The sequence below is a fragment of the Marinobacter alexandrii genome, assembly GCA_039984955.1.
GTDB lineage: Bacteria > Bacteroidota > Bacteroidia > Cytophagales > Cyclobacteriaceae > Ekhidna.
Window position 1 is genome coordinate 202457 of sequence record JBDWTN010000006.1, and the last position, 22013, is coordinate 224469.

A 22013-nucleotide genomic window follows, 5' to 3' on the forward strand; every position below is an offset into this window, starting at 1 on the left:
CTTTTAGTTTTTGATTGTATAAATATTTATTTCACTATCACTCGATCGATCTCCAAGAATTACATGGGTAGGCGAGGTATTGAAATCACTTGCAGTAAGTAGTAGATAATATTCGCCCCCAAATGGCTGATTGAGTATGAATTCGACAATTTGGGTAGCATCCATCAGATAATAGTTATCCCTACCGTATTCATCATCGAATACCTGATTTAATGTGAATGTCTGACCACCTGTAACGTCAGCAAAATCTTCGTTTATGAGACTCACAGTTAAAGTCTGTGGATACTTCTCCTGCTCATGCTCAAACCACCTTATTTTCAGTTCTGCATCAGCCAGGATAAACTCCTCGCCATCTAGTAAAAGATCTCTTACACCTGTTATGTCAATCTTGGTAGCATACCCCAGACCTCCAATGATATATGCATTGTCATCCAGATTATCAGAAGCTATTTCATCATCTAGCTCTTCCACCACTAGGGCATCCGGAATATTGGTATGTGAAAATTTTGAATACTGAGGTTGTAAACCAATGAAAAAGTCAAAATCTATGTTCGATAGCGATGTGGAGCTTATATCGGTTGTATGTATGGTGAGTTTCAAACTGTCTCTTGACAGTCCTACTATGAAAGCCGGATCTTTTAGATAGAGCCTGAATCCTTTCAAATACTCATTTGCTTCTTCCTGGTCAGAAAATATATCATCATCATTTTCTAAGCGATTGAAAAGATCCTCACCAAATAAATCAGGAAGCCTCATTTCTAAATCTCTGATACGATCGGTCGCCCAAAGAAATTCTCTTTCTGCTAGGATAGTACCGGGTACGTCAGTTGCCCCCTCAATATCTGAGTAATTGTAAAGAGCTGCTTCATCTTCCAGGTACTCCAGCTCTCCTACTAGTTGTTCTAAAACGACGGTTTGACGTATAGTAACGTCATCCAGGTAAAGCGAGTACCCATCCATCGGGATAGTCAATGTGATGCTATCGTATTGAAGATTATCGGTAGACTCTGATTCAATCAGGTCTAAAAGAAAATAGGTTTCTATATTGAGATCGCCGAATGATGTATCATTTTGTCCGCCGATCAATAACCGATCTGATTGACTTGTAATCAATGAGTCGAAACGAACGGTTGTAAATTCTATCGGAATGGAGTTGTTGAGCGTGATCTGATAATCCGTACTCTCAATAAAGTCTTCTCCTATCACAGAAGATTCTGAACAAGATAAAATCCCCACACATAGGACTAAAACGCCTATGACTCTTTCTTTTCTCATAAGTGCTGCAAATAGAATACTTCAGTTTTCGACTAGTAAGTCAGAAGATCCTAGAACGGACAAATTGAAGCTTGAAGTGGACAACAAGATATTACCCATTGTCCTTTTTCTTTTTTCCTTTCTTTTTCTTCTTAGCCTTCTTAGCGACTTTCTCTGCCTCTATTTGTTCTTCTGTTTTCTTGCGGTTTGCAGACCAATTCATTGACCTTCCACTCATGGGACCACTTGAAAAAGAAGATGTACCTGACATTCTGTTTTCATTCGAGATCTTGCCTTTAAAGCTGGCAGCCATCGCCCCCATTGGTGTTGTGATGTTTCGATCCCAGCTCACATTTTGGCCATCGATTGTCATCACATATTCTCCTTCATTTGACCAGACTGTTGCTTTGCTTCCATCTTGTTTGATGCTTATATCAGAAGATCTTTTCCCTCTTGGTGTATCTTGGGTAATCGTCCAGTCTCCAGAGATATCTATTTCTTGTGCTTGGACAGTCAGGATTAACAAAGTGATAAAAATTGATAGAATTGCTTTTTTCATTTTAATAAGTTTTTTAATGACTGAAATAAAGACGCTCTGTTGGGAGGTCTAGTTTGTCGTAAACGGCCTAAACGGGCAAAATCGATGTTCAGGCAGACAGTATTAAACTTGAGCTTTACCCTTTCTTGAAGTTCCTAATGGTATACATGAAGGATAACATGAAATACTGATTTAATACTAGTGATTCTTGCTCTTCAAAGTAAGCTGCAGTCACATTTTGGGTTACGCTCTGGTTCTGGTTCAACAGATCATAGACACTTAAGGATACTTCTCCTGCATTATCCTTTAGGAATTTTTTTGCAATACTTCCATTCAACAATGCATAGCTGGTATCAAATTCGTCTGAGATCCCATCATACATCTGATACTGAATGTCACTTCTCAGAACAAATCCTTTCCAAAAAATAAGATTGAGATTACCACCCACGGTGTGGGTACTGTATTGGTTATTTTGATTCTCCTGAGTAGAGTTTTCTACCTGGTTTCCATTCCATGTGTATGATACATTGAAATCAACTTTTTCACTGATATTGCTCGCGAAGGTAAGCCTGGAATTTAAGTTGAATGTTTCTGAGATATTTTCTATCCCATTCACAAGACCAGGATTTCGGATGTAGGAAACACCTGCTGTAGCATTTACGTTTAGCTTGAACGCTTCCAGTACGAAACTGTAGGTGGTGTTATTCCTCACATTCCAATATCCATCAATATTAACTGGTGAAGCAAGCTGAGCTCCACGCTCTAAAACTATCCCAGGAGCCAGCGTAGAATCCTGGGGTGTTATAAATGTGCCATTTGTAATGAAATTGGATGTGGTATTGATAATCGAGAAATTAGATATAGAAGTATTCTTTTCCACGTTCGTTTTAGCTATCCTCATAAAAAGCTGATGGGTATAGCTTTGGTCCAGGTTCGAATTTCCAACGGACAAGAATAATGGGTTACTATTATCTATTACTTCCTGAAGTTGACTAGTGCTTGGGGCTGAAGTACTGGTACTATACCTCATAAACATGTCTACTTTATTAGTAATTGGAATCCTACCAAAGAAAGTAGGAAGCAACACATTGAATGAACGATTGTCCAGGCTCGTATTTACCCCTTCGTTTGCATTATCAAATTGAGAATGCTGAAAAGCCAGACCTGCTGAAAAGAAATTTGAAAATGACCTGACGCTATAGTTCACTGAAGGTCTATGGTAAGTTAATTCACTGTTGAGATTTCCGGAGAGCGCATCATTCACTGAAGCCGCACCTCGGTTAGTTTCATCAAATTCAATTGTATTAATGATTCTTTCCCGATCTTCTTGCCTCAACTCATAGCCTATTTGTACTTGGCCACTTTTGCCCACTGGCTCTATGTAACCGACCTCAGCAGCGTAGGTATTGTTTAGTCGCTCGTTTTGATAAATGGTAGTAGAGTCGTTTTCAAAGTCACGAAAGGTATCTTCCCCTTCAGAGTTAAATGTGTTGAAGTTTAACTCTGTAAACATGGACCTCCCTTGTTTCCCAAATTTATGCCTGTAGATCAGGTTATTATTAACATCGTAAGCATTACTGACCGTTGTAAAATCATTTTCAGTAGCATTCAAGCTTTCTTCACGAAAAACCGTATTTGCACTGGTACGATCTACTGAACTGAAATCTTGAATTGTAACTGACGGGGTATAGATAATCGTGTTTTTATCATTTATCTGGTACTCCCCTCTTGCATTGAGCCGATGATTGGTATTATCCGAATCAGAGGCTCTTTGCTCGTTGTAAACTTGTCCTTGTTGTTCTCCAAAAAATGTACGTTGGGTTTCCTCGATATTGTCCAATCTGGATCTATCATAAAAATAGCTCGACTCCAATCGCCATTTATTTTCTTCCCCTTCATTGGAGTAATTAAAACCAAACGTTTGTGTATTGGTAATTCCTGTTGGAGCCTGGGCAGCTCCTCCTCCAAAAAACCGGTTACCTCCTCTTTGGCCCCCACGACCTCCCGAAGCATCTGAATTGGAAAAATCACTCTTATTGATATCATTTGTAAGGCCTAGTAGGGTGAGTTGTCTTCTGTTTTTGAAACTATTAAGATTCCCTTCAATCCAGTGACGTTCATCTGTACCTACCCCTGCTCTAATCCTTCCAAATTCACCCTGTCGTTTACCTTCTTTGGTTACCACGTTCATGGTTTTTATGGTATTCCCATCGTCAAAACCTGTGGCTCTCGCTCGTTCGCTCTGCTGATCAAAAACTTCTATCTGATTGACCACCTCTGCAGGTATGGTATTGAGTGCCAATAAAGGATCTTGTCCAAAAAATTGTTTCCCATCGACTAATACCTGTCTCACACTCTCTCCATTTGATTCCACCGTGCCATCACCCACTACCATTCCAGGCATCTTAGATACTAAATCGGCAGCAGTAGCATCAGGATTAACCGTATATGCACCTGCTTTGTAAAGTACAGTATCGCCTTTTTTCTGCACAGCAATTTCTTCCGCCTCTACCACCACCTCATCCAGCTCTGTGGCTATTGACTCTAACAGAATTGGATTAATAGTCATATCTTGAGTCACTCGTATGTATTGCCTGAATGTACGGTACCCTAAGCTTTGTATTCTGATTTGATAAAAAGCTTGATTTAGATTTTTTACAGTAAAGCTGCCGTCTGTATTCACTGAAGTAAACGCTGATTTAAGGGAATCTTTGACATTTACAAATAGGACGGTGGAACCGATCATTGACTCCCCAGACCCGTCTTCTAATACTCTGCCTGAAACGTTAAATTGTTGACTATTTACGATCGTACTGACACAAAGCGTCATTAATATGATAAAGTTTTTCATTAAATGATTGGGTTAATCCTGACCGTCGGGTTGATTTTGACGACCTCTTGGATTTCTTCCGGCTATAGCCATGTATTTTTGATATTGATCGTTATTCAAAACGTCTTTGACCAGAAGGTTTTTTTCTTCTTGCAGAGAAGACATTTTAGTACGCATCTCTCCAAAGTTTCTGGTCTTTCGTATCTCTTCAAAGGTCTCTTTAATTGTCTGGCCGTACTCTTTGTAAATACCTTCGAGCAGTTCTTCCTGCATCCAATTAATCCCTTCAATCTTCATCACATTCTCTTGCTCTCTTAGTACCATTTCGTTAAAATTGAGGCCTACTGGAGGTTGAGCCATTATACTAAGGCTTGATAAGGCTAAAATTCCTATTAGTAATTTCTTCATTGCATTTAAGGTTTGAGAAGTAGACGGTTCACCTGGTTGAATGTTTATAAAGAAACTCATGAGACAGGCGAATAAAACGCTAAAGCGGACAGAATGCAGTCTATTCTATTTCCGAATCCTTGGAAATACGATGCGCCCTCCATTTAACTGCCCGTCCGCTGTAAATCCCATGGTGTACAAGCAAAACGCCCTTGAGGTAATCACTGTTTTTAATTACACCATTAAAAGTGGCTAGTTCTTTACCTCTTCTAAAATTTAGCGGATATGACCAAGCAACTTGATTATGATCAATCCTAATTTCAAACTTCCCTATGGAAGACGTAGCTTTTGCTAAGGTATCTGTGCTTTCAACATATAGCGTTAGCAATTCCTTACCGTCAGGCATTTTATAAGATAGTTCCCATTTCCCTGATAGATCGGTCTGCTGAGTGAAAGCGTTAAAGCCTAAGATGAGAGAGATTCCAAAAATCAATTTTCTAAAGATCACTTGCATCAAGCAAATGACGGAATGCCGATAGTGTATTCCCAGTATTTTTGTATTGAGGTGGACAAAATGAAGGAAGAGGTGGACAAAACTCTATGCTTGCTTTTACTATGATTCAGAAAACATCAATCTAAAAGCAAGCCTGCCAGCTGTCTAAGATTCACCTCCGCCACTTTGAGATCGTATTTTGCACGGGTATAATTATTTCGGGCATTAAACAGATTGATTTGGGCTTGCCGAAACTCAATGGAAGTGACCTGACCTAAACTGTATTGCTTCTCGGTGCGTCTGAAGTTTAGCTCGTTGGTTTCTATATTTTTTGCTTCTGCTTCAAAGGTCTTTGCTGCTATTCTGTAGGTTTCAACTGCGTTTAACAATTCGGTGTTGACCTCACGCTTAATTTTTTCCCGCTCCAACCTCCGGTTTTCCTGAGTGATCCTGCTGGTCTGCGTTTGTGTCACATTCCGTCCATCAAACAATGCCCAGCTCAAAGAAAGCCCTAGATTGATTCCGCTAGTCTCGGTAGCTAGTGCGAATGAGGTGGGTGGGTTTTGGCTTTCATTCCAACGATAAGCACCGCTTCCACTGATCTTCGGTAGGAATTTTGCCTTGCTAATGTTAATATCCAAATCACTCAGGTAGAGGTTTTGCCTGGCCAACTCCATTTGAATGTTGTTTTGCTGCGCCTCGTTAATCAGCTCCGTCATGTTTTCAATCGGTGAAAAACGAATAGCTGTGTCAGTCTTAAAACTGGTTTCTATTGCTCTACCTAAAATAAGATTGAGGTTTCTTTTAAGGTTATTTAGGTCTCTAACCGCTTCGAAATAAGCGATGCTATCATTGTTGAGATCAACCTGTGCATTAGAAACATCCAATGAGGTACCTTGACCGTACTTAATGTTTTTTTGAGCACGTAGAAACCTGATCCTCGAGTTTTCGATGGTTAGCTCCAGGTTCTCTACTACTTGCTTTTGAAACGCCACATTGAAGAAGCTTTGATAGACAGAGATGATCGTATTCTCAATTTGTTGTCTTTCTTGTAGAGTGGAAAGCTTAACGTTCTCCTCTCGTTTATCCTGATTGAATTTTCGTTCCATTCCATCAAATAGGACGTATTCTGCAGTTACGGATGCATTGTACGATTCCGTTACCGCACCATCAATAGAAGTGCTGTTCCCATCTGCGAAGGTTACACTTTGATTTTCTTCAGCGTAATTAATCCCGCCACTTGCTCGAAGGGTTGGCAAATAGCCGCTGTTCAGCGTCCCGGCTTGCTTCTCAGCAATAACTGTATTGTTCCCTGCAATTTTAAGGTCGTAATTGTTCTTCACCGCAATAGCTAATGCATCTTCTAGTGACAGAAGCTCTTGCGTAGCTCCCGAGCGGACAATAAAGCAGGTGAAAATTAGTATCCAATTAAATCGTCTCATGCTCTGCTTTTAGTTCTTTGATTGCACGTTCTACTTGCTCCCTTTCAGGCTTAGTGCCGGTTATTAGTTGCTTAAATCTTACTTTGACACTGTTGGCCACTGAGAGGAAAATGGGCAGCATAAAGAGTGTAAGTAATGTAGCTACCGCGATTCCATAAGAAATAGAAATAGCCATTGGGATGAGAAACTGAGCCTGTAAACTCTTTTCCAACATCAAAGGTGCAAGACCTGCTATGGTAGTAATGGAGGTAAGGAAAATAGCGCGAAATCTTGCACGACCAGTTTCATACAAAGCTTCAGTGAATGGCAAACCTTCCTTAAGAAATGCATTAAATCTCCCGATGAATACAAGACCATCGTTGACCACAATGCCGATCAGACCAATGATTCCCAAAAAGGACAGCACATTGATAGAGAAACCATGTATGTAATGACCCCATCCCACACCTATAATCGAAAAGGGCACCAACGCAATCAGAATGAACGGTTGGCTATACGACCGAAAGGCAAAAACAATCACGATGTAAATGAGGAAAATGACGGCAGGCATGACTACTGCTGCAGAATTGATGATCTTATTCGTCTCCCTATTCTGACCTTCTGCGCTTGCTGTGATTCCTGGATATTCCTTCTCAATTTCTTCAGCAACCGGGCCAGTCAGCATTGACATGATATCTGCCGCATTTGTGTTACCAATTACATCAGCTTCTACGGTTACTTCTCTCACACCATCTGTGTGGTTGATAGCAACTTCTCCTCGTTGAATAGTGTATTCCGCAATCTCACCTAGAGCAACCCTGCCTTCTTGTGTGCTGATCTCAATGTCTCGGATACTTGATAGAGATGACCGGTCTTCACGTGCATACCTTACCCATACTTTTACCTCATCTTCATCTCGCTGTACGCGCTGCACCTCATTGCCAAAAAAGGCATTCCGAACCTGCCCCATCACGTCATTGAGGGTCAATCCTAAAAGCTCTGCGTTAGGTTTCAGACTCAGGTTGATTTCTTTCGTTCCATCAGGACTGGTATCCACAATGTCTTTGACACCTGGTGTATTTTCTAGGACTTCATAGACTTTTTGTTTGGCTGCATCAAGTTTTTGAGGGTCTTTTCCTCGCAGGGAAAGCGATATCGGGCTTCCTCCCACGTTTGCCCCAGAGTTAAAGCTGAGCTTCTCAAGCTGAGAAATGGAGCTCACCGTGCTTCGAATGTTATCTGCAATCTCCGGGGAGCCAAAAGCCCTTGTTTCGCTAGGTGAGAGATTAACAGTGATAGACGCAGTAGAACTTCCGCGTCCAATTTGCTTCACTACATTTTGCACATGATTTTCACCTTCCAGGTTTTCGCCTAAACCTTCATTGACCTGCCAAACGGACTGCTCCACGTATGTAGCAATAGAATCTGTGATTTGCTCTGCCGTTCCTTGTGGAGTGTTCATGGAGATACGAATCTGATCACTTGCGTTACTGGGAAAAAAGGAAAAGGTGATGATCTTTCCGGCAAAGGCACCCATCGTGAGCATGAAGAAGAAAATGATCACTGCTAACGAGAGGAACTGATGTTTCAAGCTAAATCGATACAGCGGGCTGTATAGCTTGTCACGCATAAAAGCCATTACCTGATCACCGTATTTATTTAGCTTATACGTTTTTGACTGATCTGCCAGATCTTTGGAATGGGCCAAATGTGCCGGAAGTATGAGCAATGCCTCGATTAAAGAAACAGCCAGTGTAAGAATCACAACTACAGCAATATCTTTGAAGAAAGCACCTATAGCTCCATCAAGGAAGAAAAAAATGGAAAAGGCCAAAACAGTAGTAGCAATTGCCGATAAAATAGGTACAATCACTTCCATCGTTCCATTTATTGCTGCTTTGATTCGCGAATCTCCTTTCTCCGCTCTGCTGTAGATATTTTCTGCAATCACAATCCCATCATCAACTAAAATTCCGATAACAAGGATCATACCAAACATACTGAGCATATTAAGTGTGACCCCAACCTGTGGCAAAATGATAAACATGCCGAAAAAAGAAATAGGTAAGCCAAAGGCTACCCACATAGCAACTCCCGGGCGTAGGAAAAATGACAAGAGAATAAGCACCAATACCATCCCAATAATGGCATTTTCTAACAATAAGTCTATTCTGCTTTTGATAGCTTCAGATGAGTCAGAGGTAACAATTAAGTTGACATTGCTATGTGTTTCATTGAATGTTTTGATATATTCTTTCACCATGTCGGCACTCCCGATAAGGTCTTCTGTATTCGTATTGGTGATCGAAACGTTGATAGCTCGTTTGCCATTGACGGAAAGCTGATCGGTCGTCTCGCTAAATGTATTGGAAATAGTGGCGATTTCTTTGAGTAATACCTTGCCACCCGAAGGGTCTGTTTTTACTACAATACCTCTTAATCCTTTGGCATAATATGCTTTGTTATCTGCTCGTATCAGGTACTCTTCTTTACCTGTTTTTATGGATCCCCCCGTGATCTGGATATTAGCGTTTGCTACAGCACGGGAGACCTCTTCAAATGTGAGGTTGTAGCTTCTTAATTTTTCCTCAGTTACCGCTATTTCGACCTCTTCCTCAGGAAATCCGGATAGGGTTACTTGTGAAATCCCTTTAATAAGCATGAGTTCATCTTCGATATCTTGCGCGGTTTCTTTGAGCAGGTTGAGTGGTATGTTATCCCCCGTTACCACGAAGACTATGGACTCCCGCGTAGGGTCCACTTTCTCTACTACGGGTGGTTCAATCCCTCTTGGAAAAGAGGGTATTTTATCTACTGCATTTTTGACATCTTCAAGCAAGAGGTTGATGTCATAGTCCGTCACCATTTCTACAGAAATAGTACCTGCATTTTCATTTGAAATAGAGGTCACACGATCAATCCCCTGGATGCCCTTCAGGTTTCGCTCTATTTTTTCAATAACGCCTTCCTCCACTTCTTCCGGAGATGCTCCGGGGTAGGTCACCGATATCCTGACAAGTGTAGGGTCTGCCAACGGAAAGAATGAGGAGTTCATTCGTTGATAGCCCAGGTAGCCGAAAATCAAAAAGCCTATAATGAAAATATTGACTGCTACCGGATATTTGATGAAATAGCTAATGAATGATCTCATAGACCTGCTGTACTTTTCTTAACCTCCACTTTCATTCCAGGATACGCACTGGCAATGGCTTGCTTCACCAACCATGTTCCTGGTTTTAATCCACGAACAACGAGGCTATCCTCAACGTAATTGATTGGCTCAACTTTTTGTAATTCGAGCTGCTCGTTCCGTACTACATACACACTTTCATTCGCAGTAAGTAAGTTGCTGGTGATCGGGACTACATCGAATATCTTTTCACCCCGAATCTTTGCATTGAGGTACTGGCCTTCTTTTAGATCAGGATGTGAGACTTCCACATACACTTCTATGGTTTGTGTTTGCTGGTTGATTTTAGGATTTATACGACTGATCTTTCCTGAATACTCGGATCTTCCTTCTACAGTTTTAAGCGTAGCACTGGACCCCATTTTTAAGTATTCATTTTGACTCGCAGGTACCATGATCTTTAATTCGAATACGGAAGGATCGATCAATTCCCCGAGCTTCTGTCCATTCCTCACCAATGCACCAGGGTTTACGTTGGCTTCCGTAAGTACTCCACTGAAAGGAGCGTAAATGGTGTATTTACCCAACCGTTCTTCCTGGTTCTTCACATTGTAATAGGATTGAATGATGTTTCTTCCCGTGATGAAAAATTTTACTTCATCGCTCTCCACTTTTGGTAAAGGCCTCAGCGGTTGGTCGACATCAAATTCTCGTAAGTACTTCTCCCATTTCTGCGCTGCTTTTGGAAATTCAATCTCCATGTCTGGGAGTATAGCAGCTATTTGACTCATGAAATTACTCTTGCTGGATTTTAATTGTGCCAGGTATTCAGCGTCATTAATCTTGATAACCGGCCTACCTTTTTGAAAGATATTACCTTCTTTGAAAGCAGGGTTATTAGGAAGCAATAGCCCTTGCACTTCGCTGAAAATCTCGATTTTTTCCTTTGCTCTTAAAGTCCCTGTAGCTGAAATTAAAAACGATCTGGAGGAAGGGTTCACTTCAATAACCTCTACCAAAGGTGCCTTGGTATTAGTGGTTTCTGCTATGGCTTCTTTAGTGCCTTGCTCTCCTAGCACCCTGAATAGTAAAAAGGCTATGACTAAAACCGCTATTCCGATAAGTACGCTATAAATTCTTTTCATTTTGTTTTCAATTTCCAAAACCCATTTTTGGACTCACACTAAACCTTAATCCTATCCTAAAAAAAGCACCTGCATCAGCGTTGAGGTCAAGCAGTTCATTATTGGCACTATCTTCTATTGTGAGAATTGGAGCAGGGACAAATCCTCCTGCTGCTACCGCAGAAATATTTTTGGATAGCTTTCGGCGATATGATAGCTCTGCATTAAATCCATTGAACCTCAACTTGGTGTTTTCCAGCACTTCACCATTCTCTACCAAGACAGGATTTGGATTATTAGCATATACTCCTTGTGGTCGCATGCTTAAGGAAAGTCTGTTTTTATCATCGATCCGATAATCGATCCCAGTCATGGGGATTCCGATAGAGAAGCTCAGCTTTTCATTAACTTTCCTTCTTAGGTTGATAGTAGGGATGATTGTTGGTCGCCCAAGCTGTGAGCCATACAATACTCCAATCATAAGTGTCGTATTTTTATTGAAGTCACCCCATCTCTTTGATACTGCTCCCAACGTATTGACAATGATGTCTTCAGATCCAATACCGTCATCGAGGGTAGACATTAAATTCGGTCCAACTGATATCATGATTGACCAATTATTCTTTAATGGCTTTCTAATGAAGAAGTTTGTCCTAATGCTATGGATCTGCTCATAGGTGGATAGATCCGTATTGATATCACTTTCATCAAAATCGAACTGCAAATACTCATAATTCACTCCAAAGCCTATCATCCATGTAGAGAGAGGTTTCATGAAGTTAAGATTCGCTCCATAGTTTGTAACTGAATGTCCGCCAATATCCGGCAAATATCCCGCATCCAGACCAGCTATATCAATGCCATCTCGTGGATCGAATGACATCATTTGAGCTGTTGAGTAGCTAAAGCACGCGATTAGAATAATCCCTGAAATAAGAGGTCTCGACATAAGTGTTTTATTAAAAAATCAGGATTAAGTGATAGTTTTAGCCACAAAAAACGAGGATGAAAAAGGGAATGTTAGCTCTATTAGCGATCTATCGGGCAATATCCTTTATGAAATGGGCAAAAGGATGTTTGAATCTAAGAGGGGCTTAGGTGTTCAACTGATTAACTTACTTGAAGGATATACTACGACTCAAGCCACTTTAGAAAATTACTCGCATTGGCTTTGCTTACAATGACTCGCTCATCAAAAGGAATTTTAATCTCGACAAGGAGTTTTCGTGCAAAGTATTGTGAGACATGTATGATTGCTTCCCTATGAATAATAATCTGTCGATTGGCTCGGTAGAAATCCTTTCCAAGAATGTCATCCAGCGCATCCAAACTGTAATTTACTATATGCTTTTTATGATCTTTCGTGATGATGGAAGTGATGCCGTTGTTTAAATAAGCTAGCCGAACATCTGCATTTTTTATCGGAAATATTTTGGAACCACGATGTACCAATAATGAATTCTTCTGACTAATCTCATTGTTCAGCGTTTGAAATAGACTTCTGAGTTCACCGGATAAATCCTTAGGCTTTGTAAGCTTTTTATATTTCGCAATCGTTCTTGAAATAGCTTCATTATCAAATGGCTTAAGTAGGTAATCAATCCCATTGGCGTTGAAAGCCTCAAGTGCATACTCATTAAACGCTGTGCAAAAAATTATTGGGATCGAATTGTCAATTTCCTGAAATATTTCGAAGCTCAAACCATCTGAAAGCTGTATGTCAGAAAAGAACAGGTCTGGCAATTCATTTTTAGTCAAGTAAGTGAGTGAATCCTTAACGGATTCAAACTTCCCAAGAATCTCAATGCTATCGTCAACCTTGAGTATTTCATTTTCCAATTCTTGAGCCATCAATGGCTCGTCTTCTATTATGACAACTCTCATTTTCTTGTATTATCTATCACTTTAAAAGATACCTTGAATTGATTATCCTGCTTTTCTACAGCAATATCAGATCCAGACAGTATTTGAAATCGCTCTGACAAGTTATTCAGGCCAATTCCAGTAGACTCAGGCTCCTTCCGCTTCGGATTAATATTGTTCGAAAATATTATAGACTCATTCTTGTACTTAATTGAAATCTTTAAGGGGTGCTGTTTACTCATGCTGTTATGCTTCGTAGCGTTTTCGGCTAAAATTTGTAGTGTGAAAGCAGGTAAATAATTTGTTTCCTGAACCTTTAATGGTATGTCGCATGCATAATTTAATGCATCAGGAAATCTTACCTGTTGTAGTTGCATGAAATCTTCAAATATCTCAAAATCCTTTTTGATAAGCATTATCTCAGTGCTTTGGTCTGTTAGTGTAGATCTTAAGAAGTTGGATAAGTTAATCACGAAATTTTCTGCATTTTCCGTTTTATTCTTTACGAGTAATTTGAGTGTATTTAATGCATTAAATAAGAAATGAGGTTTGATTTGTTGCTTCAGTTGATTGTACCTGGATTTTTCATTCAACACTTCTAACTGAGCCTTTTCCAGCTCAAGCTGAGCCTTCCTGCTTCTTGTCAACATTAATTCAATGAGAATCAAAATAATCGTGTTGTTGACCATTGCACCTATAAAAGGGAAATACCGCATATTTCCTATCTCTATAGGAATTGGTCGTACTTTATTCATTGTTTGTTGAATCAAAAGCAGTAGTAAAAAAACAAAGGCGTAGGATAGTAGATACCTCAGATTCCCTTTTATAGTTATTTTCTCTCTTTGGAACCAAGAGACCAACCATATGTTAATCCCCCACAGCATTAGCGCATTCACCGTTATGAAACTAGCTGGCAGCAAGAACCCAAATGGATTATCAAAAAAAGGTGCCTGGAGGTTTGAGATAACAAGGTCTGAACTTAGCAATAATGAAATAGGTGTGACATTATAAATGCCCAATAATGGCGATGTGATTAACGCCATAATAAATAGTCTTTTGTATTTGCTAAACAATGGGGTCTGCTTTGTTACTAGCGACCAAGTTCATCATATGAGTGAACTAGTGCAATTCTTTAAGATATTTTAACTATTTTGGTCAAATCATAAAGTATTAAACAAAATCGAAAGAATCGGTGACCATAAAATCTTAAGTAACTGATAATCAATCATTTAATTATAATAGGTCAGTGCCTCCGCTGCTAGACTTTTAATACTTGATAGGTCAACTCAACCATGCCATCATTGAAAGCAGTCGTATCTTTTAAATGCAACTTGATCTCTGATCCGATGTAGTCAAAGAATAGCTTTCCTCCACCTAGTAGGATTGGCATAAAAGTCACTACAATTTCATCGACCAACTTGTGCTTCAAAAAGTCTTTAGTTGTCTCAGAACCACCAACCATCCAAATATTTTGAAACTTTGATCTGAGTTGGCTAGCAAGATTGCGAGGATCACCTGAGTAAAACTCGACGCTTTCTTTGAAAGCTTTTAAATCTCTGTTAGTCAATACCACAACTGGAGTATCACCATAGGCCCAACCCAGCTCTACCGCATGTTCATAGGTTTTGGATCCCATAACATAGCAATCGATAGACTTAAGGAATTCATTGATGTAATCTTCAGTAAGCGCAACCCCCTCTTCATAAGAATCGGTTGAACGCATCCAATCAATGGTACCCTCTTCATTAGCGATAAAGCCGTCAAGACTTGATACCATGTGTATTGTTACTTTCGACATATAGATTATCAATAAGTCCGAATAAAGTTATTTGATCTGTTTCACTTTGTACATCAAGCACTTGATTTCAAAAAATAAACATGACTATGGCAAACGAAAAAGCCTATAATCCTTTTGAGGTTATTAACAATCAACTTGATAGAATTGAGACCCTTCTTTCCGATATTGACCAAAGAATCGTCAAATTGGAAAATAACCAGGTTGAGAATGATAGATTCATGGATATTAATGAAGCGTCTGAATTTTTGGGTGATGCAAAAGCCACCTTATATGGAAGGACAAGCAAGAATGAAATTCAATTCTACAAACGTGGTAAGAAGGTATATTTCAAGAAATCTGATTTAGTCAAGTGGATTGAAGGGGGTAGGATGAGAACCATCGATGAGATAAAGGATGATGTCAGAAAGAGACTCTAAGCATAAGTCGAATAAATTACCTTTTGCTTATTCTATCCCGCTTTGATCGGATAGCGATATGGTGAGTGTGGTAGGGTTCGGTAAGGATCATTAAATTAAGTATCAAAAAAAGCTATTATGGATTATTGGATAGGAAAACTTGATGAGTTGATCTGGTTTATGATTTTTTCGACTGTTTGGTATGTTGTGTTCAGGTACAGAAACCTTATCAAGGATTATTTTATCACTACTTATAGTAAGGCAAGATTGCCTCTTCCTGAAGGGATTCAGCCTAAAAATCAAAAGATTAGAATTCTAATGTTTTGGTTTATCGGGTTCGTGGTGATGCTACCAATTGTATCATTTGCAAGTGGAGGAATAAATGCAAAGAGTACCTGGAATGATCTCGCCTGGATTGGCCAATGGTTACCAGATGTTCCACTTCGAAGTGAAGACTATCTAGTTAGTTGGTCAATAATACTTTTTTCGCTAATCTATGCTTCACTTCTTTACACAACTTCGCATTTATTTGCATTGGGTATTGCAAGAATTTGGAGGAATCAAATAAGTAATGAAAATGCCTGGAATATACTACATGTATGTACATCAGTTTTGTGGGGAATTCCTTTGTTAGCGATGTTTTGTATTCCTCTGTTCGGAACTAGTTTCATTCATAACCTTCAAATGATTTTCTCAATCTTGATTCTTCTTACAATGCTGGCTGTGGCAGGTAATCATCAAGCCAAGAAGCAAGGCAATTTAGGATGATCTGGACGAGGGTTCGGGAGTCAATTACGACCAAAAAAGTGCAAAATGCGCGGTTACCAAGTCGGTTACCTGTATGAAAATAAATTCTTAACTATTTGATTATCAATGCATAATTTTATAGGTGTGAGCTCCTCCGACTCCACTTTAAAGCTGCCCCGTGCAGCTTTTTTTTGGTTTTATCGAACTGAGATGGAATTAATTTTTAAAGCAAGGACCTAGAATCGGGACTTTTGCAGTTTCGTTAATCGGCGTATTAATGCTAACAAATTTGAAACAGTCGGTTACATTGCTGGTATCCCACCCGCTTAGATCTTGATCAAAAGCAATAGCGTCCTCAAACATTCTGGAAATAACAGTAACGCTACTCACATCCCAAGCACTGATGTCTTGATTAAAAGCGAACGCATTCCAGAACATCCCAGTCATCTGTGTTACATTGCTTACATCCCAATCGCCAATATCCTGATTAAAACTGTTCGCTCCATAGAACATGAAACCTGTTGATGTTGCACTGCTCAAGTTCCAGGTGCCTATATCCTGGTTAAAAACACTTGCTCCAGTGAACATGCCAGAAATGTCTGTTACACTACTTACATCCCAACTGCCGATATTCTGATTAAAAGAAGAAGCATTGTTAAACATCTGACTGATATCTGTTACACTACTTACATCCCAGCTGCCAATATCCTGGTTAAACGCATAAGAACCATTTTCATCCGGGTCTAAAAACATAGACCTCATGCTGGTCACATTACTAACATCCCAGCTCCCTATATCCTGATTAAAAACATTCGCACGCCTAAACATTTCACTCATATCTGTAACGCTACTCACATCCCAATTCCCAATGTCCTGATTGAATTCACGAGCTTGATCGAACATCCCACTCATAATGCTCACACTACTTACGTTCCAGTGACCAATTTCACCATTGAATAATGACGCATTCTGAAAAAAGCCTCTCATGTTGGTTACGCCAGTTAAGTCAGGTGCATCTGTTGCAGAAAATTTTTCTAAAAAGCGACAGCTGAAAAAAGTACCTCGATCATTTCCTAGTTTAACACCTCCCCACTGAATCACATCCCTAATAAGGTTCTTCGATGTACTATTCTGAAAAAAATTAAAACCTACCAAAGTCCCCGAAATAACAACCGTGTAGTCAGCTATTTTATCATACGTATGGCTGGCATCTGGATCATTGAAGCTAGTTATCTCTCCGGTGGTACCATCCCCCCAATCCACAGTAAAATCATAATTTGTTGCAGTCGCTGTTGTGGGCAAATAAAGTGGTAGTTGCACTGTTTCTTCTGACCTCCACACAGTGATGAACACGTCACTGTCAACTTCAATTACTTCAATAGTAATCTCACTAGATGCGCTTGCTTTTCCATCAGACACCTGTACTGTAATGGTATGAGAGGAAGCCATTTCAAAGTCCAAGCGCTTCCCTTCTTGCAGGGTGATAATTCCCTGATCAGCAGAAATCTCAAACAAATTACTCACATCTTGAGTAATGCTGTAGCTAAGTACATCATCATCAGGATCACTTGCCTGTACAGTCCCAACTTCATTCACTAAGATGATTTCTGATGCACTGAACGACTGACTTGCAGGTATCACGGGAGGAATGTTTTCGTCTACATCTGTGACCGAAATTGTAATAATTGCATCAGATTGCTCACTACCATCACTTACCTCAACTGTCAATTGATGACTCGTCTCCATTTCAAAATCCAACGACTCTCCACTCGCCAAAGTAATCTCCCCTTCTTTAGTGATCTCGAATAGGCTACCACTGTTTACTGAAATAGAAAAAGATAGTGCATCCCCATTCGGATCACTAGCTCGTACCTCTCCAATACCAGTTGCATCATCTACATCCTCGCCAACTGTGAATGTCTGGTTGCTAATCACGGGAGCTTTATTTGTCTCCTCCGGTTCTGGGTCAGGAGACATACCATCATCTTCAACGCAGGCTGCCATTAATAGTGTGGCAAAAACAAAAACGAGATGTTGAATTTTTTTCGTCATTACTTTAATAATTGGAGAGTGAAATGTTTGTAAAATCTATCTGTTAGTTTCGAGAATCTGCAATCAATGAATGATCCCCTCAAAGTAATTAAAACAGCTCTGCAAACGTAGGGTGGTTTGGAGACCAGTCACTATCTAAAAACTGACAAAAATGATCTGTTTTTGGACATTTCTATTTTTCAAAACTAAAATTTGAAATGTTTGTCATTCTCTTAGATAATAAAGTGAGAATTTTGGTGATCAGAATCTGCTTGAATTATTAAAATACAGATGAGCGAAGTAAAAAGAATTAGCATCGTTTTCCTTATCCTAACATTTGGATCACTGCATGCGATAAGTAAACAGACTCAGATTGATAGTTTACAAAACTTGCTCACGGTACATACTAAACCTGATACAACGAGAGCTAAGTTATTAACGTCGTTAAGTTTTCGTTTTCGGCATATCGCTCCAGATAAAGGTTTGGCATATGGAAGAGAATCCTTGTCTATTGCTAAAACGATAGGTGATAGCGCATACCAAGCGCTTGCTCTTAAAAACATTGGATACAACCACTATTATCTCAATGATTATGATAGCGCTATTGAGTACTATTCAAGATCCCTGGTAATTAACGAGGCATTGGCTAATAAAAATCAGATTGCTAGTCTTTTGAATGCAATGGGAATCGTGTTAAATACTCAAGGAAATATCCCGGAAGCCTTGGCATACCATAAAAAAGCGCTTGCTATAAATGAGGAACTGGAAAATAAACTCGGAATTGCCAGTAACCGAATAAATATGGGCAATCTGTATTTCTCAGAAGCAAATTTTGCCAGTGCTTTGGAATACTATTTAATCGCATTAGCCATTTATGAAGAAATGGGAGATGCTCGCAGAACTGCCAATGTACTTAACAATATCAGCACTGTGTATTTAAATCAGAAAAACTATCCATTAGCCTTAGAAGGCTATAACAAGGCACTGGCAATCAATCAAAAGAGCGACAACAAACATCGTGTTACAAGTAACTTATTCAATATTGGCTTAGCTCATAAGTTTCAAAATGAATATGATTCAGCATTGGAATATTTCACAAAGGCACACACGCTGGCTTCTGAGCTAGAAAATCGGTCTTTGATGGCCTCAACCAAAGATGAAATCGGCATGACCTACCTGCTATTGGACCAGTATCAGCTGGCACTTGCAAATGCAAAAGAAGGCTTGAAAATACGGAAAGAATTGGGGGAGACCTCCATGGTTCTTGCTTCTAATTACACGATAGCCTATATCTATCACAAAATGGAACGGCCACATTTAGCATTAAAGTATGCAAAAATGGCTCTTTCTATTAGCGAGGAGACTAACAACTTATCAAATGTTAAAGACGCCTCTGAAATCATGTACAAGTCAAGTAAGTCAATTAGAGATCATGAAGCAGCGTTAAAATACCTGGAGAAGTATATGACAGCCAAAGATTCATTATTCAGCATCTCAAAAACTAAAGAAATAGCAAAGCTTAGTGCTGTGCATGAGTTGAAACAAAAGGAAGCAGAGAACACGCTTCTCCAAAAAGAAAGGGAAGTCATCCAATCCAATATAAAAGTACGAGATGCTTTGATAAACAAACAACAACTTTGGATAGCGATTGTGCTTTCTATTCTCATTTTACTCGTACTGTTTGCGGCTTTTATGTATCGGAGCTGGCAAGCTAAAAAACGGATGTCCAATTCCATTAAAGAATTGAATCAAAGCCAATCTCGATGGTTTACGAATATTGCGCATGAGTTTCGTACACCCCTTACCTTAGTTACAGGCCCACTAAGCAATATTTTGAGCCGGGAAGGACACCAATTAAACACCAAGACTCTAGAAGAAATCAAACTCATCAAAAGAAATGGTGATCACCTCACTAAACTAGTGAACGAAATTCTGGACATTTCAAAACTGGAAGCAGGTGTTTCGAGTATAACTGTTAGCGAAACCGACATGAGTCTGTTAGTACATAATATACTCACAACTTTTCAACTGCAAACGCTGGAGAAAGACATTAACATTGAGACGAATGTTCCAGAGTCTTTGTTTCTGGGTATTGATAGAGAAAAAATAACGACTGTAATCAATAACCTTATTTCCAATGCCTTGAAATTTACAGACCCGGGTGGTAAAATCACCATAAATCTGACCAAAAACGAATCCATTGAAAAGGTAGTTCTAACGGTTGGTGATACTGGGGTTGGTATTGCTCCCGAACATCAACCGTTGGTGTTTGATAGATATTTTCAAGCAGTTAACTCAATTTCAGAAAAAACAAACATGAGTCAAGGAGGATCTGGTCTGGGGCTGGCACTGTCTTATGAAATAGTTAATCTACTAGATGGAGAAATTTCAGTAGAAAGTAAACTAGGAGAAGGCTCTGAATTTACTGTGTCATTACCTATGAATACAGTTGCTGAGACAATGAGTAGCGAATCCCCACTTTCTTCAGCAAGTGACGATATCATATCTATGGAGCGAGAGACAGTGACTTTGACAGAAATAACAACTGTACTTTTGGTTGAAGATCATACGGAAATGCGTAAATACATCAAAGACCTCCTAACTGACAGATATCAGGTCATAGAAGCTAGAGATGGCATAGAGGCTTTTGAATATCTTACTGACAAATCTTCAAAGAGCGTCGATCTAGTATTGTCTGACATAATGATGCCTGGAATGAATGGCCTGGAATTAGTTAAAAAAATAAAGTCAGAGCTTCCAGAAAAAATACTACCTATCATCTTGATTACTGCCCGCGCAGGTGAGCAGGATAAGCTGAGGGGTTTACGAGTTGGGGTAGATGATTATGTAGTAAAACCCTTTCAGGCAGAGGAGCTACTTGCACGGATTGAAAACATTGTAGTTAATACCATTAGTCGCAAGAATGCCGCTATCGAAATTGCTGCTGACAGTGGTCTAGATGAAATCTCAAGTTCATATACAGAAAAACTATTGCTACGACTTGAAAATGAAGTCATTGATCAGGTGTCTAATTCGCAATTGTCGGTGGAGTACCTCGCAGATTTTGCTTCCATGCACTCAAGAACATTATCGAGGTACCTGAAAAAAACAACAGGGCTCACTCCAGGGAAGTTTATCAGAGATATTCGATTACAACTCGCCTTACAATTTCTTGAAACCAAAAAGTATAACACCGTTCATGAGATCGCGAACGCTGTGGGTTTTGAAAGCCCGGCTCATTTTACGCAAGCTTTTATCAAACGCTATGGCAAAAGGCCTTCTGAATATTTATCATAACTCATCGTTATCTAGTTTTGTAATTAAGCCGGACGGGATTTATCCGTGGCGACCGCAGTAAATCTCTCAAAGCTGCTTGTAGATCTTCTAAACGCAGAAATATTTAGATTTTAAAGGGATTCAGGTTATTAGGCACTCATGCTCCCTGCACTGCCATTCCCTACGGTTTTGCGAAGCTCCCTCAGAAAAACTCCGGCCTCAACTCTTAGATCTAAGTGTCTGATTACCTCCACTCTTCCAGCTGTTCTTTAATCAGGTTTGTGGAGACACAAACCTAGGCTTGAACGAGCCTGCCTGCGGCAAGGCAGGTTCAGCATAGCGTTCTCCACTGATCTAGTCGTTCTTTTGCTTGATGGTCATCCTAACATTTATTTCAAGGGTCTAACTTAAAAACGCAGGAGTAAGAGCTCATCGCTATCTACAGAAACCAACATGCAAAATATGGCGAGAACGAAGGATCTAAATCAGATTCCTTCTTGGTGATTCCTGAACGTCTCGCATTTTTCTTTTGTGCCAATGTAAAGAATAGATGTGCCTTTATGAACCATCCATTCGTCGGATTCAGTCTTTTTTAACCGCAAGCTATCCTTGTCTAATCTTTTCAAGAGTTTTCTTAACATGATTGAAATAGTTGATAACTATTAAATGAAGGCGGCCCCTTTTGGAGCCGCCATGTAAAGCCTTAGGTTTCGCGTCCTTAGTGTT

At 39.7% G+C, this 22013-nt stretch carries 17 protein-coding genes; 3 read left to right on the forward strand and 14 right to left on the reverse strand.

The features are described from left to right. Window positions 1-3: 3 nt before the first annotated feature. From ABJQ32_05680 to ABJQ32_05735, 12 genes are all read right to left on the reverse strand, one after another. Window positions 4-1275, reverse strand: coding sequence for a DUF4270 family protein (locus tag ABJQ32_05680; GenBank protein ID MEP5289119.1), 1272 nt, complete (start codon window positions 1273-1275; stop codon window positions 4-6). Between the two features lie 91 nt (window positions 1276-1366). Next, the gene (locus tag ABJQ32_05685; GenBank protein ID MEP5289120.1) at window positions 1367-1813 is read right to left on the reverse strand and encodes a hypothetical protein; all 447 of its coding nucleotides are present in this window, start codon (window positions 1811-1813) and stop codon (window positions 1367-1369) included. Window positions 1814-1928: 115 nt separating this feature from the next. After that, the gene (locus tag ABJQ32_05690; GenBank protein MEP5289121.1) at window positions 1929-4643 is read right to left on the reverse strand and encodes a TonB-dependent receptor; all 2715 of its coding nucleotides are present in this window, start codon (window positions 4641-4643) and stop codon (window positions 1929-1931) included. A gap of 12 nt (window positions 4644-4655) precedes the next feature. Next, window positions 4656-5030: a hypothetical protein gene (locus ABJQ32_05695; protein ID MEP5289122.1), complete on the reverse strand. Its 375-nt coding sequence runs from the start codon at window positions 5028-5030 to the stop codon at window positions 4656-4658. 100 nt (window positions 5031-5130) lie between these two features. Then, window positions 5131-5523: a hypothetical protein gene (locus tag ABJQ32_05700; protein MEP5289123.1), complete on the reverse strand. Its 393-nt coding sequence runs from the start codon at window positions 5521-5523 to the stop codon at window positions 5131-5133. 116 nt (window positions 5524-5639) lie between these two features. Further along, window positions 5640-6944, reverse strand: coding sequence for a TolC family protein (locus tag ABJQ32_05705; protein MEP5289124.1), 1305 nt, complete (start codon window positions 6942-6944; stop codon window positions 5640-5642). Further along, window positions 6931-10074 (reverse strand): efflux RND transporter permease subunit, encoded by a 3144-nt coding sequence (locus ABJQ32_05710; GenBank protein MEP5289125.1) that lies wholly within the window; start codon window positions 10072-10074, stop codon window positions 6931-6933. The genes ABJQ32_05705 and ABJQ32_05710 overlap by 14 nt, the downstream gene beginning before the upstream one ends. Next, entirely contained in the window at window positions 10071-11198 is a 1128-nt protein-coding gene (locus tag ABJQ32_05715; protein ID MEP5289126.1) for an HlyD family efflux transporter periplasmic adaptor subunit, read from the reverse strand. Before ABJQ32_05715 ends, ABJQ32_05710 begins: the two co-directional genes overlap by 4 nt. Window positions 11199-11205: 7 nt before the next feature. Next, a complete protein-coding gene (locus ABJQ32_05720; protein ID MEP5289127.1) occupies window positions 11206-12126 on the reverse strand; it encodes a DUF6268 family outer membrane beta-barrel protein in 921 nt (306 codons plus the stop codon). Between the two features lie 182 nt (window positions 12127-12308). Beyond that, complete coding sequence (locus ABJQ32_05725; GenBank protein ID MEP5289128.1) at window positions 12309-13061, reverse strand: LytTR family DNA-binding domain-containing protein; 753 nt, start codon at window positions 13059-13061, stop codon at window positions 12309-12311. Continuing rightward, the gene (locus ABJQ32_05730; GenBank protein MEP5289129.1) at window positions 13058-14083 is read right to left on the reverse strand and encodes a histidine kinase; all 1026 of its coding nucleotides are present in this window, start codon (window positions 14081-14083) and stop codon (window positions 13058-13060) included. Before ABJQ32_05730 ends, ABJQ32_05725 begins: the two co-directional genes overlap by 4 nt. A gap of 215 nt (window positions 14084-14298) precedes the next feature. Beyond that, window positions 14299-14838, reverse strand: a complete 540-nt coding sequence (locus ABJQ32_05735; GenBank protein MEP5289130.1) for a dihydrofolate reductase family protein — start codon at window positions 14836-14838, stop codon at window positions 14299-14301. Window positions 14839-14924: 86 nt separating this feature from the next. On the opposite strand from ABJQ32_05735, the gene ABJQ32_05740 reads away from it, so the two are divergent. Continuing rightward, the gene (locus ABJQ32_05740; GenBank protein MEP5289131.1) at window positions 14925-15254 is read left to right on the forward strand and encodes a helix-turn-helix domain-containing protein; all 330 of its coding nucleotides are present in this window, start codon (window positions 14925-14927) and stop codon (window positions 15252-15254) included. Window positions 15255-15371: 117 nt separating this feature from the next. Beyond that, window positions 15372-16001 (forward strand): hypothetical protein, encoded by a 630-nt coding sequence (locus ABJQ32_05745; protein MEP5289132.1) that lies wholly within the window; start codon window positions 15372-15374, stop codon window positions 15999-16001. Between the two features lie 195 nt (window positions 16002-16196). Here the strand turns inward: ABJQ32_05745 and ABJQ32_05750 are convergent, their stop codons facing one another. Further along, window positions 16197-18032, reverse strand: coding sequence for a BspA family leucine-rich repeat surface protein (locus ABJQ32_05750; protein MEP5289133.1), 1836 nt, complete (start codon window positions 18030-18032; stop codon window positions 16197-16199). Between the two features lie 270 nt (window positions 18033-18302). Here ABJQ32_05750 and ABJQ32_05755 point away from each other — a divergent pair, with 270 nt between their 5' ends. Further along, window positions 18303-21308 carry a tetratricopeptide repeat protein gene (locus ABJQ32_05755; GenBank protein ID MEP5289134.1) on the forward strand — a complete coding sequence of 1002 codons (3006 nt, stop codon included), beginning with the start codon at window positions 18303-18305 and terminating at the stop codon, window positions 21306-21308. A gap of 464 nt (window positions 21309-21772) precedes the next feature. On the opposite strand, the gene ABJQ32_05760 is transcribed toward ABJQ32_05755, so the two are convergent. Continuing rightward, a complete protein-coding gene (locus ABJQ32_05760; protein MEP5289135.1) occupies window positions 21773-21928 on the reverse strand; it encodes a hypothetical protein in 156 nt (51 codons plus the stop codon). Window positions 21929-22013: the final 85 nt, after the last annotated feature.

What these genes read in the sequence shown, in the direction of transcription:
- ABJQ32_05685 (MEP5289120.1), bottom strand. Translation starts at nt 1,813, where the DNA reads ATGAAAAAAGCAATTCTATCAATTTTTATCACTTTGTTAATCCTGACT.
- ABJQ32_05760 (MEP5289135.1), bottom strand. Translation starts at nt 21,928, where the DNA reads ATGTTAAGAAAACTCTTGAAAAGATTAGACAAGGATAGCTTGCGGTTA.
- ABJQ32_05740 (MEP5289131.1), top strand. Translation starts at nt 14,925, where the DNA reads ATGGCAAACGAAAAAGCCTATAATCCTTTTGAGGTTATTAACAATCAA.
- ABJQ32_05755 (MEP5289134.1), top strand. Translation starts at nt 18,303, where the DNA reads ATGAGCGAAGTAAAAAGAATTAGCATCGTTTTCCTTATCCTAACATTT.
- ABJQ32_05705 (MEP5289124.1), bottom strand. Translation starts at nt 6,944, where the DNA reads ATGAGACGATTTAATTGGATACTAATTTTCACCTGCTTTATTGTCCGC.
- ABJQ32_05730 (MEP5289129.1), bottom strand. Translation starts at nt 14,083, where the DNA reads ATGGCGTTAATCACATCGCCATTATTGGGCATTTATAATGTCACACCT.
- ABJQ32_05680 (MEP5289119.1), bottom strand. Translation starts at nt 1,275, where the DNA reads ATGAGAAAAGAAAGAGTCATAGGCGTTTTAGTCCTATGTGTGGGGATT.
- ABJQ32_05725 (MEP5289128.1), bottom strand. Translation starts at nt 13,061, where the DNA reads ATGAGAGTTGTCATAATAGAAGACGAGCCATTGATGGCTCAAGAATTG.
- ABJQ32_05750 (MEP5289133.1), bottom strand. Translation starts at nt 18,032, where the DNA reads ATGACGAAAAAAATTCAACATCTCGTTTTTGTTTTTGCCACACTATTA.
- ABJQ32_05710 (MEP5289125.1), bottom strand. Translation starts at nt 10,074, where the DNA reads ATGAGATCATTCATTAGCTATTTCATCAAATATCCGGTAGCAGTCAAT.
- ABJQ32_05735 (MEP5289130.1), bottom strand. Translation starts at nt 14,838, where the DNA reads ATGTCGAAAGTAACAATACACATGGTATCAAGTCTTGACGGCTTTATC.
- ABJQ32_05720 (MEP5289127.1), bottom strand. Translation starts at nt 12,126, where the DNA reads ATGTCGAGACCTCTTATTTCAGGGATTATTCTAATCGCGTGCTTTAGC.
- ABJQ32_05700 (MEP5289123.1), bottom strand. Translation starts at nt 5,523, where the DNA reads ATGCAAGTGATCTTTAGAAAATTGATTTTTGGAATCTCTCTCATCTTA.
- ABJQ32_05690 (MEP5289121.1), bottom strand. Translation starts at nt 4,643, where the DNA reads ATGAAAAACTTTATCATATTAATGACGCTTTGTGTCAGTACGATCGTA.
- ABJQ32_05715 (MEP5289126.1), bottom strand. Translation starts at nt 11,198, where the DNA reads ATGAAAAGAATTTATAGCGTACTTATCGGAATAGCGGTTTTAGTCATA.
- ABJQ32_05695 (MEP5289122.1), bottom strand. Translation starts at nt 5,030, where the DNA reads ATGAAGAAATTACTAATAGGAATTTTAGCCTTATCAAGCCTTAGTATA.
- ABJQ32_05745 (MEP5289132.1), top strand. Translation starts at nt 15,372, where the DNA reads ATGGATTATTGGATAGGAAAACTTGATGAGTTGATCTGGTTTATGATT.